The 16377-nt window shown below is 57.1% G+C and carries 14 protein-coding genes; 4 read left to right on the top strand and 10 right to left on the bottom strand.

From position 1 onward, the window contains the following. Positions 1-2: 2 nt before the first annotated feature. From KW841_RS00585 to rpmH, 8 genes are all read right to left on the bottom strand, one after another. Complete coding sequence (locus tag KW841_RS00585; RefSeq protein ID WP_007969897.1) at positions 3-800, bottom strand: ParA family protein; 798 nt, start codon at positions 798-800, stop codon at positions 3-5. A gap of 18 nt (positions 801-818) precedes the next feature. Beyond that, positions 819-1463: a 16S rRNA (guanine(527)-N(7))-methyltransferase RsmG gene (rsmG, locus tag KW841_RS00580; protein ID WP_007969895.1), complete on the bottom strand. Its 645-nt coding sequence runs from the start codon at positions 1461-1463 to the stop codon at positions 819-821. Next, a complete protein-coding gene (gene mnmG, locus KW841_RS00575) occupies positions 1460-3358 on the bottom strand; it encodes a tRNA uridine-5-carboxymethylaminomethyl(34) synthesis enzyme MnmG (protein ID WP_218472992.1) in 1899 nt (632 codons plus the stop codon). Before mnmG ends, rsmG begins: the two co-directional genes overlap by 4 nt. Positions 3359-3908: 550 nt before the next feature. Continuing rightward, positions 3909-5279, bottom strand: a complete 1371-nt coding sequence (mnmE, locus tag KW841_RS00570) for a tRNA uridine-5-carboxymethylaminomethyl(34) synthesis GTPase MnmE (RefSeq protein ID WP_104450366.1) — start codon at positions 5277-5279, stop codon at positions 3909-3911. Between the two features lie 79 nt (positions 5280-5358). Then, positions 5359-7038: a membrane protein insertase YidC gene (gene yidC / locus KW841_RS00565; protein WP_218472990.1), complete on the bottom strand. Its 1680-nt coding sequence runs from the start codon at positions 7036-7038 to the stop codon at positions 5359-5361. Between the two features lie 2 nt (positions 7039-7040). Further along, positions 7041-7286 carry a membrane protein insertion efficiency factor YidD gene (gene yidD, locus KW841_RS00560; protein WP_010207715.1) on the bottom strand — a complete coding sequence of 82 codons (246 nt, stop codon included), beginning with the start codon at positions 7284-7286 and terminating at the stop codon, positions 7041-7043. Next, positions 7279-7680 (bottom strand): ribonuclease P protein component, encoded by a 402-nt coding sequence (gene rnpA / locus KW841_RS00555; RefSeq protein ID WP_015097448.1) that lies wholly within the window; start codon positions 7678-7680, stop codon positions 7279-7281. Before rnpA ends, yidD begins: the two co-directional genes overlap by 8 nt. A 16-nt stretch (positions 7681-7696) precedes the next feature. Then, entirely contained in the window at positions 7697-7831 is a 135-nt protein-coding gene (gene rpmH, locus KW841_RS00550) for a 50S ribosomal protein L34 (RefSeq protein ID WP_003213577.1), read from the bottom strand. A gap of 566 nt (positions 7832-8397) precedes the next feature. Between rpmH and dnaA the strand changes: the two genes are divergently transcribed. From dnaA to gyrB, 4 genes are read left to right on the top strand one after another with little or no spacing between them, the layout of a single operon-like run. Further along, a complete protein-coding gene (gene dnaA, locus KW841_RS00545) occupies positions 8398-9921 on the top strand; it encodes a chromosomal replication initiator protein DnaA (protein ID WP_007969887.1) in 1524 nt (507 codons plus the stop codon). 39 nt (positions 9922-9960) lie between these two features. Beyond that, positions 9961-11064: a DNA polymerase III subunit beta gene (gene dnaN, locus KW841_RS00540; RefSeq protein WP_007969885.1), complete on the top strand. Its 1104-nt coding sequence runs from the start codon at positions 9961-9963 to the stop codon at positions 11062-11064. 20 nt (positions 11065-11084) lie between these two features. Continuing rightward, entirely contained in the window at positions 11085-12188 is a 1104-nt protein-coding gene (gene recF / locus KW841_RS00535) for a DNA replication/repair protein RecF (RefSeq protein WP_218472988.1), read from the top strand. A gap of 5 nt (positions 12189-12193) precedes the next feature. Beyond that, the gene (gene gyrB / locus KW841_RS00530) at positions 12194-14611 is read left to right on the top strand and encodes a DNA topoisomerase (ATP-hydrolyzing) subunit B (RefSeq protein WP_007969881.1); all 2418 of its coding nucleotides are present in this window, start codon (positions 12194-12196) and stop codon (positions 14609-14611) included. A gap of 368 nt (positions 14612-14979) precedes the next feature. Here the strand turns inward: gyrB and KW841_RS00525 are convergent, their stop codons facing one another. Together KW841_RS00525 and gmhB are read right to left on the bottom strand one after the other, a co-directional pair. After that, the gene (locus tag KW841_RS00525; RefSeq protein ID WP_102700991.1) at positions 14980-15759 is read right to left on the bottom strand and encodes a 1-acyl-sn-glycerol-3-phosphate acyltransferase; all 780 of its coding nucleotides are present in this window, start codon (positions 15757-15759) and stop codon (positions 14980-14982) included. A gap of 82 nt (positions 15760-15841) precedes the next feature. After that, positions 15842-16375 (bottom strand): D-glycero-beta-D-manno-heptose 1,7-bisphosphate 7-phosphatase, encoded by a 534-nt coding sequence (gene gmhB / locus KW841_RS00520; RefSeq protein WP_102700992.1) that lies wholly within the window; start codon positions 16373-16375, stop codon positions 15842-15844. Positions 16376-16377 lie beyond the last annotated feature (2 nt).

Here is a 16377-nt window from a genome sequence, read left to right as displayed (position 1 = left end):
CCTTAAGTTGCCTGAGCGGCGGCGATGCGTGAGTTTTTGCGTTGACGACGAACCATTTCGCCCGCCAATGCCAGATAGGCAACGGCACCTCGCGACGCTTTGTCGTACGCCAGCGCCGGCATGCCGTAACTTGGCGCTTCGGCAAGACGGATGTTGCGCGGAATGACGGTGTCGTAGAGCTGTTCGCCGAAGTGCTCCTTGAGCTGCGCCGAGACATCGTTCATCAGGCTCAGGCGCGGGTCGTACATCGTCCGCAGCAGGCCTTCGACCTTGAGGTTCGGATTGAGCAGTTCAGCGATACGCTTGATGTTATCCACAAGGTCGCTCAAGCCTTCGAGTGCGAAGTACTCGCACTGCATGGGGATAATGACCCCATCGGCGGCAACCAGTGCATTCAAGGTCAGCATCGACAGCGACGGCGGGCAGTCGATCAGGATGTAATCGTAGTTTTCCCGGATCGGCGCCAACGCACTGCGCAGACGGCTTTCCTTCATCTGCATTTCCAGCAGCACCACTTCGGCCGCGGTCAGGTCGCGGTTGGCCGGCAACAGCTGGTAACCACCGTGTTCGGAGAAGTGCATGGCCTGGGCCAGGTCGCACTCACCGATCAACAGGTCGTAGACCGAGTTCTCCAGGCCATGTTTATCCACACCGCTACCCATGGTGGCGTTGCCCTGTGGATCGAGGTCGATCAACAGCACCCGGCGCTTGGTCGCGACCAGGGATGCTGCGAGGTTGATGCAGGTGGTGGTTTTGCCCACGCCACCTTTTTGGTTCGCTATCGCGAATACCTTAGCCATTCTTGCTTGTGTTCCCAATCATGCCGTGCGGCGCAGTATCAGCAGATGGCGTTGGCCTTGGCAACCAGGTACGGCCAGGGCGTGTTCGCTATCGAGGTGGAAGTCTGCCGGCAATGCTACCAGCTCATCGGCCGGATGAACGCCCTTCATTGCCAGCCAGCGTGTTTCGCTATCGCCGAGGTGGCGAGTCCAGTTGCTGAAGTTTTCCATGCTGCTGAACGCCCGGGAAATGATCCCGTTGAAGGGTTGGGCAGGCTGGAACGCTTCGACGCGACTGTGGATAACTTGCAGGTTATCCAGTTTGAGTTCGAGTTTGACCTGGGTCAGGAAGCGGGTTTTCTTGCCATTGCTGTCCAGGCACGTCACCTGGGACTCGGGAAACAGGATAGCCAGCGGAATGCCGGGCATGCCGCCGCCACTGCCGACGTCGAGCCAGCGTCCGTTTTCGATGAATGACATCACGCTCAGACTGTCGAGCAGGTGACGGGAGACCATTTCGTCCGGATCACGCACGGCGGTGAGGTTGTAAGCCTTGTTCCATTTGATCAACAGGGCCAGATAACCCAGCAGTTGCGCGTGCTGGGTTTCTGTCAGCGTGACGCCAAGCTGGCGGGCACCTGTGGATAACTCTTCTGCATGTTGCGAAGTGACCAACGAACTCAAGCGCTTTGCTCCAACTGACGGCCCGCGCCGCGTTTTTTCAAATGAATCATCAACAGCGAAATGGCTGCCGGCGTTACGCCCGGGATACGCGAAGCCTGGCCCAAGGTTTCAGGGCGGGTCGCACCGAGCTTGCTCTGGATCTCTTTGGAGAGACCGGAAATATTCGTGTAATCGATATCCACAGGCAATTTGGTGTCTTCGCTGGCGCGCAGGCGGGCGATTTCATCCTGTTGACGATCGATGTAGCCGGCGTACTTGGTCTTGATTTCGACCTGTTCGGCGACTTGTGGATCTTCTGCACCGCCACCGGTCACTGAGATCAGACCAGCGTAGTCGATTTCCGGACGGCTCAAGAGATTCAGCAGGTTGTATTCGTGGGTCAAAGGCGTGCCGAATTTTTCGGCAATCGCATCGCCCTGTTCGGTGCCCGGGCGAACCCAGGTGCTTTTCAGGCGTTGCTCTTCCAGTTCGATGCTTTCGCGTTTTTTGCAGAAAGCCGCCCAACGCGCGTCGTCCACCAGGCCCAGTTCGCGACCTTTTTCGGTCAGGCGCAGGTCAGCGTTGTCTTCGCGCAGGATCAAACGGTATTCGGCGCGGGAGGTGAACATCCGGTACGGCTCTTGGGTGCCGAGGGTAATCAGGTCGTCGACCAATACGCCGATATACGCCTCGTCGCGACGCGGGCACCAGGCGTCTTTGCCTTGCGCGCGCAGTGCGGCGTTGGTTCCGGCGAGCAAACCCTGGGCGCCGGCTTCTTCGTAACCGGTGGTGCCGTTGATTTGCCCGGCGAAGAACAGACCGCCGATCACTTTGGTTTCCAGGCTGTACTTCAGGTCGCGCGGATCGAAGTAGTCGTACTCGATGGCGTAGCCCGGGCGCACGATGTGTGCGTTTTCCATGCCGCGGATCGATTGCACGATCTGCAATTGCACATCGAACGGCAAGGATGTGGATATCCCGTTCGGGTACAGCTCGTTCGTGGTCAAACCTTCCGGTTCGATGAAGACCTGGTGGCTTTCCTTGTCGGCAAAGCGATGAATCTTGTCTTCGATCGACGGGCAGTAACGCGGACCGACGCCTTCGATCTCGCCTGCATCGGAATACATCGGCGAACGGTCGAGGTTGGCCGCGATGATTTCGTGGGTACGGGCGTTGGTGTGGGTAATCCAGCAACTGATCTGACGTGGATGCTGCTCTTTGGAACCCATGAACGACATCACCGGGATCGGCGTATCGCCGGCCTGCTCGGTCATCACCGAGAAATCCACAGAACGGGCGTCGATACGCGGCGGCGTACCGGTCTTCAGGCGACCGACCCGCAAAGGCAATTCACGTAGACGGTGAGCCAAAGCAATCGACGGTGGATCACCGGCACGGCCGCCGGAGAAATTCTGCAATCCAATGTGGATAAGTCCACCGAGGAAGGTGCCAGTGGTCAAAACCACCGAGTCGGCGAGGAAACGCAGGCCCATCTGGGTCACTACACCGCGCACTTGTTCCTGCTCGACGATCAGGTCATCAGCGGCCTGTTGAAATATCCACAGGTTCGGCTGATTTTCCAGGATTTCGCGGACAGCGGCCTTGTACAGAACCCGGTCGGCCTGTGCACGGGTTGCACGCACGGCCGGGCCTTTGCGGCTGTTCAACACGCGAAACTGGATGCCGCCTTTATCGGTGGCCATGGCCATCGCGCCGCCGAGGGCGTCGATTTCCTTGACCAGGTGGCTTTTGCCGATCCCGCCAATGGCCGGGTTGCAACTCATGGCACCGAGAGTTTCCACGTTATGCGTCAGCAACAGGGTTTTCACCCCCATACGTGCTGAGGCCAGTGCTGCCTCGGTACCGGCATGACCGCCGCCGATGACGATCACTTCAAAACGGGAAGGGAAATCCACCACGCACCTCGTGCCTGCTTAAGTAGGTAATTCAGGAATAGTTTGAGCTCAGGTTTTTGGACCTGGTCGACAAGTATAGGGACTTCGCCCTTCCTAAAGAACCCTTTGCACAAAATTTAACCAGCTGTGGAAAAGTCGGAGTTATAGAAATTAAAAAGAGAGAAATTTATTAAATCTTTGTTTTTATGTTTATTTCTATGCACCTACCTTTCTGTGGATAGATCTCTACAGCCCTTTATTTTCAATATGTACAGCGATTCAAAACCCTGTGTTCATGTGCCAATGAGGCCCTTGGATAACCGGTGTAAGCCTGTGGATGAAAGGGGTGCTTATCCACAGAGGCGGTTATGTTCAGTTTTCAGGCCCTGTTATCAACTGACCTTAGCGGCGGTTATTCACAGGGCTTAATCCACAGAAAAGCGTCGTTTGCCCGAAATTCAGGCACGAGAATTCCGCTCAAGCAGACAAAGTCCGCTCGGCACTGGAGGGTTTATTTAGAAAAAGAGAGAGCAGACAGGCATGAACGGCCTGTCTGTGAACAACAGGAGGGCTACTTGCCGATACAGAAGCTGGAGAAAATGCGCCCCAACAAATCGTCAGAGCTGAAAGCACCGGTGATTTCCCCAAGCGACTGCTGAGCCTGGCGCAGATCCTCGGCCAACAACTCGCCAGCACCGGCCAGGGTCAACTGGGCCCGACCATGCTCGAGGGCAGCACTGGCATGACGTAGCGCCTCCAGGTGACGCCGACGAGCACTGAAGCTGCTTTCGGACGTTTGCTCGTAGCCCATGCAGGCCTTGAGGTGATCACGCAGCAGCTCCAGACCGACACCTCCGGACTTGGCGCTCAGGCTGATGGTGACGTGGCCGTCGTCGCTGATCTCCATGGCAATGGCTTCGCCCGTAAGGTCGGCCTTGTTGCGGATCAGGGTAACTTTCGCGGGATCTGGACGGGTTTCGAGAAATTCCGGCCACAGTGCGAACGGATCGAGGGCTTCCGGTGCGGTGGCATCGACCACCAGCAGTACCCGATCCGCTTCACCGATGGCTTTCAGGGCACGTTCGACACCGATTTTTTCCACATGGTCATCGGTATCGCGCAGACCGGCGGTATCCACCACATGCAGCGGCATGCCATCAATGTGGATATGTTCACGCAGTACGTCACGGGTAGTACCGGCAATTTCAGTCACGATCGCCGCTTCGCGCCCGGCCAGTGCATTGAGCAGGCTGGATTTACCGGCATTCGGACGACCGGCAATGACCACGGTCATGCCGTCTCGCAGCAAGGCACCCTGCCCGGCTTCGCGCATGACAGTGGATAACTCGTCGCGCACTTTGTCGAGCATGCTCAGGACATGGCCATCGGCGAGGAAGTCGATTTCCTCTTCCGGGAAATCGATGGCCGCCTCGACATAGATGCGCAGGCCAATCAGTTGCTCGGTGAGGTTATGCACACGTGACGAGAAAGCACCCTGCAGGGAGCGTAATGCGTTTCGCGCAGCCTGGGCAGAGCTGGCTTCAATCAGGTCGGCAATGGCCTCGGCCTGGGCCAGGTCAAGCTTGTCGTTGAGGAACGCGCGCTCGCTGAACTCCCCCGGCCGGGCGAGCCGGCAACCCAGTTCCAGGCAGCGCTTGAGCAACATATCCAGAACGATCGGGCCACCATGCCCCTGGAGTTCCAACACATCCTCGCCGGTAAACGAGTTTGGCCCCGGAAAATACAGCGCGATGCCCTGGTCCAGTACCTCATCGTGTTCACTGAAAAACGGACCGTAGTGGGCAAATCGCGGCTTGAGCTCGCGACCGCTGAAAGCCTTGGCCGCAACGCTGGCCAACGGCCCGGAAATACGCACGATGCCTACACCGCCACGACCTTGAGCGGTGGCGACGGCGGCGATGGTTTCACGAGGAACGCTCATAAACCGGTATCCAGACAAAAGTGACAGATAGCAAAACGCCCCACTAGGGGGCGTCTTGAGTGGTTATCCACAGTGTAAATCAGGCAGCTGCCTTGGTAGCCGCTTCGATCTTACGAGTGATGTACCACTGTTGGGCGATCGACAGGCAGTTGTTCACTACCCAGTACAGCACCAGACCCGCCGGGAACCACAGGAAGAAGAAGGTGAAGATGATCGGCATCAGCTTCATCACCTTGGCCTGCATCGGATCCGGAGGAGTCGGGTTCAGCTGCTGCTGGATGAACATGGTTGCACCCATGATGATCGGCAGAATGAAGAACGGATCCTTGATCGACAGGTCAGTAATCCACAGCATGAACGGCGCCTGGCGCATTTCAACGCTTTCCAGCAGAACCCAGTACAGCGAGAGGAAAACCGGCATCTGCACGAGGATTGGCAAGCAACCACCCAGCGGATTGATCTTCTCTTTCTTGTACAGCTCCATCATGGCTTGCGACATTTTCTGCCGGTCATCGCCATGTTGCTCTTTCAGCGCGGCCAGTTTCGGTGCCACTGCACGCATGCGCGCCATGGATTTGTAGCTGGCAGCCGACAGCGGGAAGAAGATCCCTTTGATCAGCATGGTCAGGAAGATGATCGACCAGCCCCAGTTACCCACAATCGCGTGGATGTGTTGCAGCAACCAGAAGATCGGTTGGGCGATGAACCACAGGATGCCGTAGTCGACGGTCAGTTCCAGGCCTGGGGACAACTCTTTCAGCACGGCCTGGCTTTTCGGGCCGGCGTACAGCACAGCGCTGGTCTCGGCCTTGGCACCCGGGGCAACACTCATCGATGGGCCGGTGTAGCCGATGATGTAGTTGCCTTTGCTGTCTTTACGGGTCTGGACGACGTTGTTTTCGCCCTTGGCCGGAATCCACGCGGTCACGAAGTAGTGCTGCAACCAGGCAACCCAACCGCCAGTGACGGTTTCTTTCAGCGGCGCCTTGTCCATGTCCTTCATGGACACTTTCTTGTACGGTTCCGAACTTGTCCACAGGGCGGCGCCCAGGTAAGTCGCGGTGCCGGTAGCCGTGGTCGACGAAGGATCGGCGCTGGCGTCACGCTTCAACTGGGCGAACATCGCACCGGTCCAGGGCTGGGCGCTCTGGTTGTCGATCAGGTAGGAAACGGTTACGTCATACAGGCCGCGTTTCAGGGTGAAACGCTTGATGTAGTTGACGCCGTCCTTGCTGAACTTCAGGTCCACGACCAATTGGTCCTGACCGTCAGCCAGTTGATAAATCTTCTTCTCCGAGGAATAAACCGGACGACCGGCCGGATTTGCATCCGGACCGTTGGTGCCGATCAGACCGCTTTGTGCCAGATAAGTACGTTCGCCGCCGTTATCGAACAGCTGGAACGGAATTTCCGGGTGATCCTGACGACGCGGATACAGCGGCAGGGTCAGCAGGGCAACATCACCACCTTGTGGGTCGACAGCCAGGTCCAGTACATCCGTTTTGATCTGGATGAGGTCCTTGCTCACAGCCACCGGTGTTTCGGCAGGTGCGCTGGTGTCGCTTGCAGCACGTGGAATGTCGTCACTGGCGGAAGCGTTAGAGCCAGATGCCGTATCCGGCAGGCCCGATGCAGTCGTATTGGTGGCAACATTCTGAGTCGGCAGGGCAGCCTGGCCATAGTCCTGGTTCCATTTAAGAACCATAACGTAGGACACGATTGCCAGGGCGACGATCAGGATCGTGCGTTTGATATCCATGATTACTCGGCCATCGAAGAAGAACGGGAGGTAGGGATAGGTGGAACCGGGTCATAACCACCGGGATTCCACGGATGACAGCGACCTAAACGACGAAAGGTCAGCCAGCCACCGCGAAGAAGGCCATGATTTTCGATGGCTTCTAACGCGTAGCAGGAACAACTGGGGTAGAAACGACAGTGACTGGCCATCAGGGGACTAATGGCATAGCGATAAAACTGGATCGGAACGAGTGCCAGTTTACGCATCTGGACTGTCTACCCCTACAGTTTCGGTTTTGACTGCTGGTACTGGCGAACTGCGAGCCAGGCGTTTCCAGAGTTTGCCGAAATGCTGAATCAATTCGGGGTTTTCTACGTCACCCAAACCTTTGCGCGCGACGATAACAATGTCCCAGCCGACCAGTGAATCCTGGTTCAGGCGAAACGATTCGCGCATCAGACGTTTGAGGCGATTGCGCTCGACGGAGAGCTTTACGCTCTTTTTCCCGATAACCAACCCGAGACGGGGGTGATCAAGATCGTTGTTGCGCGCAAGGAGCAGGAGATTTTTCCCCGGAACCTTGCCGGTAGGGGAGTCAAAGACTGCCTTGAAATGCCGGGGAGTAAGCAGACGCTTTTCCCGACTGAAGTCCTGACTCACCTCCAGTGCCGGCTTATCAAACTGCCAGACGCGCACGACCTTTGGCGCGACGACGCGACAGAACGGCACGACCGTTCTTGGTAGCCATGCGAGCACGGAAACCGTGGGTACGAGCGCGTTTGATAGTGCTTGGTTGGAAAGTACGTTTCATTGTCGTGTTACCTGGTTCGTCCACAACGGGCCGGAATGGCCCCCGTTTTAAGAGACCGGGGATTCTAGAGAAAGCAAGCCTTCAGGTCAATTTCCAACCAGCGTTTCCTTATAAATAGATCTCCAGGCGTTTTGCGCTGAACGAACTGCCGGTAAATATAAAAATAAGAAAGGAAAGTATTTAAAGCTTTTCTGTAAAGCTTATAAAAGCTAGGCTCGCACCCTTCTGTGGATAAGTACCTTTAGCCCTTGTTTTACCTGCTGTACAGAGAATGACAACTACAGTGGAAAACCGTGTTCAGCCTGTGCTGCGCTGTCGGATAACCTGTGTGTGGAATGCCAGTTTATCCACAGGCCGGTTATCCACCGAGTTTCGCCCCCACTTGTGCAATGACCTTAACCCTGGTTATCCACAGAGCTTATGCACAGACCACTGGTCGTCTTTTTTGCGTATGAAACGGTGATTCTTCTTGGTCGATGAACCACCTTCGTGTGGATAAGTCGGCGTCTGGTCGCTACAATGGCCGCTTGTTTTTGCCTCACCGGCTTTCAACTTAGGGGATATCCGTGTCAGTGGAACTTTGGCAGCAGTGCGTGGAGCTTCTGCGCGATGAGCTGCCTGCCCAACAATTCAACACTTGGATCCGTCCACTACAGGTCGAAGCCGAAGGCGACGAGTTGCGTGTCTATGCACCCAATCGTTTTGTTCTGGACTGGGTCAACGAAAAGTACCTGGGGCGTGTTCTCGAATTGCTCGATGAGCACGGCAATGGCATGGCGCCTGCGCTCTCCTTATTAATAGGCAGCAAACGCAGTTCGGCACCGCGTGCCGCGCCAAATGCTCCCCTGGCAGCCGCGGCTTCCCAGGCCCAGGCTGCTCAAACACTTGCCAGCCCGCCGCCGCCAGCACCTGCTGCGGCTTCGACCAAGCGCGCCACGCAAAAAGTGGCCGAGGTCACCGAGGAAGAACCTTCCCGTGACAGCTTCGACCCGATGGCCGGCGCCAGTTCGCAACAGGCCCCGGTTCGCGCCGAGCAACGTACCGTGCAGGTCGAAGGTGCGCTCAAGCACACCAGTTACCTGAACCGTACCTTTACCTTCGAGAACTTCGTTGAAGGTAAATCCAACCAGTTGGCGCGCGCTGCCGCCTGGCAGGTGGCGGACAATCCGAAGCACGGCTACAACCCGCTCTTCCTTTATGGTGGCGTCGGCCTGGGTAAAACCCACTTGATGCACGCTGTGGGTAACCATCTATTAAAGAAGAACCCGAATGCCAAGGTGGTGTACCTGCATTCCGAGCGATTCGTGGCGGACATGGTCAAGGCCCTGCAACTGAACGCGATCAACGAGTTCAAACGCTTCTACCGTTCGGTGGATGCATTGCTGATCGATGACATTCAGTTCTTCGCCCGTAAAGAGCGTTCCCAGGAAGAGTTTTTCCACACCTTCAACGCCCTGCTCGAAGGTGGCCAGCAGGTCATTCTCACCAGTGACCGCTACCCGAAGGAAATCGAAGGCCTTGAAGAGCGCCTCAAATCCCGCTTTGGCTGGGGCCTGACCGTAGCGGTCGAGCCACCGGAGCTGGAAACCCGCGTGGCGATCCTGATGAAGAAGGCCGATCAGGCCAAAGTCGAGCTGCCGCATGACGCCGCGTTCTTCATTGCCCAGCGTATTCGCTCCAACGTCCGTGAGCTGGAAGGCGCGCTCAAACGCGTGATCGCCCACTCGCACTTCATGGGCCGCGATATCACCATCGAGCTGATTCGCGAATCCCTGAAGGACTTGTTGGCGTTGCAGGATAAACTGGTCTCTGTGGATAACATTCAGCGCACCGTCGCCGAGTACTACAAGATCAAGATCTCCGACTTGCTGTCCAAGCGTCGTTCTCGCTCGGTCGCACGTCCGCGTCAGGTTGCAATGGCCTTGTCCAAAGAGTTGACTAACCACAGCCTGCCGGAAATCGGCGACGTGTTTGGCGGCCGCGACCATACGACTGTTTTGCACGCCTGCCGCAAGATCAACGAACTTAAGGAATCCGACGCGGACATCCGCGAGGACTACAAGAACCTGCTGCGTACACTGACCACTTGATGAACACCAGCGCAGCTAATTAAGGCAAGGGACTAGACCATGCATTTCACCATTCAACGCGAAGCCCTGTTGAAACCCCTGCAACTGGTCGCAGGCGTCGTCGAACGCCGCCAGACCTTGCCGGTGCTCTCCAACGTGCTGCTGGTTGTCGAAGGCCAGCAATTGTCGCTGACCGGTACCGACCTGGAAGTCGAGCTGGTCGGTCGTGTTCAACTCGAAGAGCCGGCGGATCCGGGTTCCATCACCGTGCCTGCGCGCAAGCTGATGGACATCTGCAAGAGCCTGCCAAACGATGCGCTGATCGACATCAAGGTCGATGAGCAGAAGCTTGTGGTCAAGGCCGGCCGCAGCCGCTTCACCCTGTCGACGCTGCCGGCAAACGACTTCCCTACCGTGGAAGAAGGCCCTGGCTCGCTGACCTGCAGCCTGGAGCAAAGCAAACTGCGCCGTCTGATTGAGCGCACCAGCTTCGCCATGGCCCAGCAGGACGTGCGTTACTACCTCAACGGCATGCTGCTGGAAGTTTCCGCTGGTGTGATCCGCGCCGTGGCCACCGACGGTCACCGCCTGGCCATGTGCTCGATGCAGGCCGATATCGGCCAACCGGATCGTCACCAGGTCATCGTACCGCGCAAAGGTATCCTTGAACTGGCACGCCTGCTCACCGAGCCGGATGGCAATGTCAGCATCGTTCTGGGTCAGCACCACATCCGCGCCACCACCGGTGAATTCACCTTCACCTCGAAACTGGTCGACGGCAAATTCCCGGACTACGAACGCGTTCTGCCAAAAGGCGGCGACAAGCTGGTACTGGGCGATCGCCAGGCGTTGCGCGAAGCGTTCAGCCGTACCGCGATCCTGTCCAACGAGAAGTACCGTGGTATCCGTCTGCAACTGGCCAGCGGTCAACTGAAGATCCAGGCGAACAACCCGGAGCAGGAAGAAGCGGAAGAAGAAGTGGGCGTTGAATACAACGGTGGCTCTCTGGAAATCGGCTTCAACGTGAGCTACCTGCTCGACGTGCTGGGCGTGATGACCACCGAGCAGGTTCGTCTGATCCTGTCCGACTCCAACAGCAGTGCGCTGGTGCAGGAATCGGATAACGACGACTCGGCCTACGTTGTCATGCCGATGCGTCTGTAATCATGCCCAGCAGAAGCTAGATGTCCTTAAGTCGCGTCTCGGTCACCGCGGTGCGCAATCTGCACCCGGTGACCTTCTCCCCCTCCCCCCGCATCAATATCCTTTACGGCGCCAACGGCAGCGGCAAAACCAGTGTTCTGGAAGCCATCCATCTGCTGGGGCTTGCCCGTTCGTTTCGCAGCACCCGACTGTTGCCGGTCATTCAATACGAGCAACTGGCGTGCACGGTCTTTGGCCAGGTTGAACTGGCGGAGGGTGGGCACAGCGCCCTGGGCATTTCGCGGGATCGCCAAGGCGAATTCCAGATCCGTATCGATGGGCAGAACGCCCGTAGTGCCGCGCAACTGGCGGAAATATTGCCGCTGCAACTGATCAACCCGGACAGTTTTCGATTGCTGGAAGGTGCGCCGAAGATTCGCCGGCAGTTTCTCGACTGGGGCGTGTTCCACGTGGAACCGCTCTTCATGTCAACCTGGCAGCGCTTGCAGAAGGCCCTGCGCCAGAGAAACTCTTGGCTGCGGCATGGTACACTTGACGCCGTTTCGCAAGCGGTTTGGGACAGGGAACTGTGCCAGGCCAGCGCTGAAATTGATGAATACCGCCGCGCTTATATCAAAGCCTTGAAACCAGTCTTTGAACAAACCTTGAGCGAACTGGTTGAGCTTGAAGGTTTGACGCTCAGCTATTACCGCGGCTGGGACAAGGACCGTGAACTGAGTGCTGTGCTCGCCGGGTCTCTGCAGCGGGACCAGCAAATAGGGCATACCCAGGCTGGACCACAACGTGCTGATTTGCGTCTCAGACTGGGCGCACACAACGCCGCGGACATCTTGTCCCGTGGCCAGCAGAAGTTGGTGGTTTGCGCATTGCGGATTGCCCAAGGGCACCTGGTCAGCCAGGCTCGACGCGGTCAGTGTATTTATCTGGTGGATGACTTGCCGTCCGAACTGGACGAGCACCACCGTCGCGCGCTTTGCCGCTTGTTGGAAGACTTACGCTGCCAGGTATTTATCACCTGTGTAGATCACGAATTATTGAGGGAAGGCTGGCAGACGGAAACGCCAGTCGCTCTGTTCCACGTGGAACAGGGCCGTATCACCCAGACCCACGACCATCGGGAGTGAAGGCATTGAGCGAAGAAAATACGTACGACTCAACGAGCATTAAAGTGCTGAAAGGCCTGGATGCCGTACGCAAACGTCCCGGTATGTACATTGGTGATACCGACGATGGCAGCGGTCTGCACCACATGGTGTTCGAGGTGGTCGATAACTCGATCGACGAAGCGCTCGCCGGCTACTGCGACGACATCAGCATCATCATCCACCCGGATGAGTCCATCACCGTTCGCGACAACGGCCGTGGCATCCCGGTAGACGTACACAAAGAAGAAGGCGTTTCGGCAGCCGAGGTCATCATGACCGTGCTGCACGCCGGCGGTAAATTCGACGACAACTCCTACAAGGTTTCCGGCGGTCTGCACGGTGTGGGTGTGTCGGTCGTGAACGCCCTCTCGGAAGAGCTGGTCCTGACCGTTCGCCGTAGTGGCAAGATCTGGGAGCAGACTTACGTCCACGGTGTTCCGCAAGAGCCGATGAAAATCGTTGGCGACTCCGAAACCACCGGTACGCAGATCCACTTCAAGGCTTCCAGCGAAACCTTCAAGAACATTCACTTCAGCTGGGACATCCTGGCCAAGCGGATTCGTGAACTGTCTTTCCTCAACTCCGGTGTCGGTATCGTCCTCAAGGATGAGCGCAGCGGCAAGGAAGAGCTGTTCAAGTATGAAGGCGGCCTGCGTGCGTTCGTTGAATACCTGAACACCAACAAGACTCCGGTCAACCAGGTGTTCCACTTCAACATCCAGCGTGAAGACGGCATCGGCGTGGAAATCGCCTTGCAGTGGAACGACAGCTTCAACGAGAACCTGTTGTGCTTCACCAACAACATTCCACAGCGCGACGGCGGCACTCACCTGGTGGGTTTCCGTTCCGCACTGACGCGTAACCTGAACACCTATATCGAAGCAGAAGGCCTGGCGAAGAAGCACAAGGTCGCCACTACCGGTGACGATGCCCGTGAAGGCCTGACCGCGATCATTTCGGTGAAGGTACCGGATCCGAAGTTCAGCTCCCAGACCAAAGACAAGCTGGTGTCTTCCGAAGTGAAGACTGCGGTCGAACAGGAAATGGGCAAGTACTTCTCCGACTTCCTGCTGGAAAACCCGAACGAAGCCAAGCTGGTCGTCGGCAAGATGATCGACGCCGCTCGTGCCCGTGAAGCGGCGCGCAAGGCCCGTGAGATGACCCGCCGCAAGGGCGCACTGGACATCGCCGGCCTGCCGGGCAAACTGGCCGACTGCCAGGAAAAGGACCCTGCCCTGTCCGAACTGTACCTCGTGGAAGGTGACTCCGCGGGCGGCTCTGCCAAGCAGGGACGTAACCGCAGGACCCAGGCGATTCTGCCCCTCAAGGGTAAGATCCTGAACGTCGAGAAGGCACGCTTCGACAAGATGATCTCTTCCCAGGAAGTAGGCACCTTGATCACTGCGCTCGGCTGCGGCATCGGTCGCGAAGAGTACAACATCGACAAGCTGCGCTATCACAACATCATCATCATGACCGATGCTGACGTCGACGGTTCGCACATCCGTACCTTGCTGCTGACCTTCTTCTTCCGTCAGTTGCCGGAGCTGATCGAGCGTGGCTACATCTACATCGCCCAGCCGCCGCTGTACAAAGTGAAGAAAGGCAAGCAAGAGCAATACATCAAAGACGACGACGCCATGGAAGAGTACATGACGCAGTCGGCCCTGGAAGATGCGAGCCTGCACCTGAACGAGGAAGCACCGGGTATTTCCGGCGAAGCCCTTGAGCGTCTGGTGAACGACTTCCGTCTGGTAATGAAGACCCTCAAGCGTCTGTCGCGCCTGTACCCACAGGAACTGACCGAGCACTTCATCTACCTGCCCGCGGTCAGCATGGATCAACTGTCCGATCACGCAGCGATGCAGGATTGGCTGGCCCAGTACGAAGTGCGTCTGCGCACCGTCGAGAAATCGGGTCTGGTCTACAAGGCCAGCCTGCGTGAAGACCGTGAGCGTAACGTCTGGCTGCCAGAGGTCGAACTGATCTCCCACGGCCTGTCCAACTACGTCACCTTCAACCGCGACTTCTTCGGCAGCAACGACTACAAGACCGTGGTTTCCCTGGGCGCTCAACTGAGCACCTTGCTGGACGACGGCGCGTACATCCAGCGTGGCGAGCGCAAGAAGCAGGTCACCGAGTTCAAGGAAGCCCTTGAGTGGTTGATGGCCGAAAGCACCAAGCGCCACACCATCCAGCGATACAAAGGACTGGGCGAGATGAACCCGGATCAGCTGTGGGAAACCACCATGGACCCGGGCTCGCGCCGCATGCTCAAAGTGACTATCGAAGACGCCATTGGCGCGGACCAGATCTTCAACACCCTGATGGGTGATGCGGTCGAGCCTCGTCGTGACTTCATCGAGAGCAACGCCCTGGCGGTGTCCAACCTGGACTTCTGATTCCGGTCGCCCCGCCATACAAAAGGCCAACGCTCATGCGTTGGCCTTTTTATTTGTTGAGGTCAAAAGATCGCAGCCTTTGGCAACTCCTACAGGCAGAAATCGATATCCGCGCAGGAGTTGCCAAGGCTGCGATCTTTTGATTTTCCCCACCTGCTTCACTCTCGACTCGCTTTGCACACCGCCTGAAGCATCTACATTACAGGCATAAAAAAACCGGCTATATCAGCCGGTTTTTTACGTCCGAAAAAAACTTATGCACGTTTTTATGGGATTTATCATTCTAAGAAATATGTAAAAAAATCATAAACTTACGTGCAAATAACGACGGTTTTCAATGAAACGGTACACAGGTTATCCACAGAATCTCAGACAGTCACCTGATCGCTTGAAACCGGTGCTTGCGGAGCCGGTGGCAGTGAGCCCATTTCCCGTTGCATCTGCTCGTTCCACGCCTGGACCCTGTCGTTCAATTCAGCAATGGCTCGCGGTCCGGTGCCTTCGGCATACATCGGTGTGCCAATGATCACGGTGATGACGCCCTGTTTCTTCGCCCAACCGGTTTTCGGCCAGAACTTGCCAGCGTTGTGTGCAATCGGCAGCACGGGCAATTCGGCGTTGACCGCCAATGCACTGCCACCGCGCGAGAACTTTCCGATGGTGCCGTAAGGAACGCGCGTGCCTTCGGGGAAGATCAGCACCCAGACATTGTCCTTGAGCAACTCATCGCCCTTCTGCGCCACATGCTTGAGTGCGGCTTTCGGGTTGTCGCGATCGATGGCGATCGGTCGCAGCATGGCCATGGCCCAACCGAAGAACGGCACATAGAGCAATTCACGTTTGAGCACCTGGCTCAGCGGCGAGAAGTAGGCAGAGAGAAAGAACGTCTCCCAGGTGCTCTGGTGGTTCGACTGAATGACGCAAGGCCGTTCAGGAACGTTCTCGGCACCCTTCACTTCGTAGCGGATACCCAGAAACACTTTGCTCAGCCACAAGGCGCAGCGGCACCAGTACACGTTGATGAAGCGATAACGTGCCTTGAACGGCAGAAACGGCGCGATAAAAAAACTCAGGCTGCACCACAGCAAGGAGCTGGTGCCCAGCAGCAGGTAAAAGAGGAAGGTTCTGATGGCCTGCAGTATCGACATGGTGACGGTTACCGTGCGGGCTTTGCCCGTCTATATAAAGCGCACTTCCGATTACTCCCTGGTCAGGAGTCTCGAAAACGCTCTAATTGTGGATAAGTTCTGCGGCAATCGCCGCCAGATCGTCAAAAATCAAGGTGCCTGCCGGTAAGGTCTTGCCCAAGGTTTTTTCGCCTTTTCCGGTCTTAACCAAAACTGGCTGTGAATCGACGGCTTTAGCGGCTTCCAGGTCACCAAGGCTATCGCCGACGAACCATAGATCAGTCAGCGATACGTTGTAATGTGCGGCGATGTTTTTCAACATCCCGGGTTTCGGCTTGCGGCAATCGCAGCCCTCGTCCGGCCCGTGGGGGCAGTAGACGATCAGGCCGACTTCACCACCCTGCTCCGCCACCAGCGCGCGCAAGCGCTCGTGCATGGCATCCAGGGTAGCGAGGTCGTAGTAGCCGCGAGCGATGCCAGACTGGTTGGTAGCGACGGCTACCGTCCAGCCGGCCTTGCTCAACTGCGCGATGGCTTCGATCGAACCGGGGAGTGGAATCCACTCCTCCACCGACTTGATGTAAGCGTCGGAGTCGTAATTGATCACCCCGTCCCGATCGAGAATCAGCAGTTTCAAAC

Origin of the sequence: Pseudomonas sp. PDM28 (genome assembly GCF_019219115.1) — a bacterium.
Taxonomy (GTDB): Bacteria; Pseudomonadota; Gammaproteobacteria; order Pseudomonadales; family Pseudomonadaceae; genus Aquipseudomonas; species Aquipseudomonas laurylsulfatiphila.
This window is presented reverse-complemented; position numbering and strand designations above follow the sequence as displayed.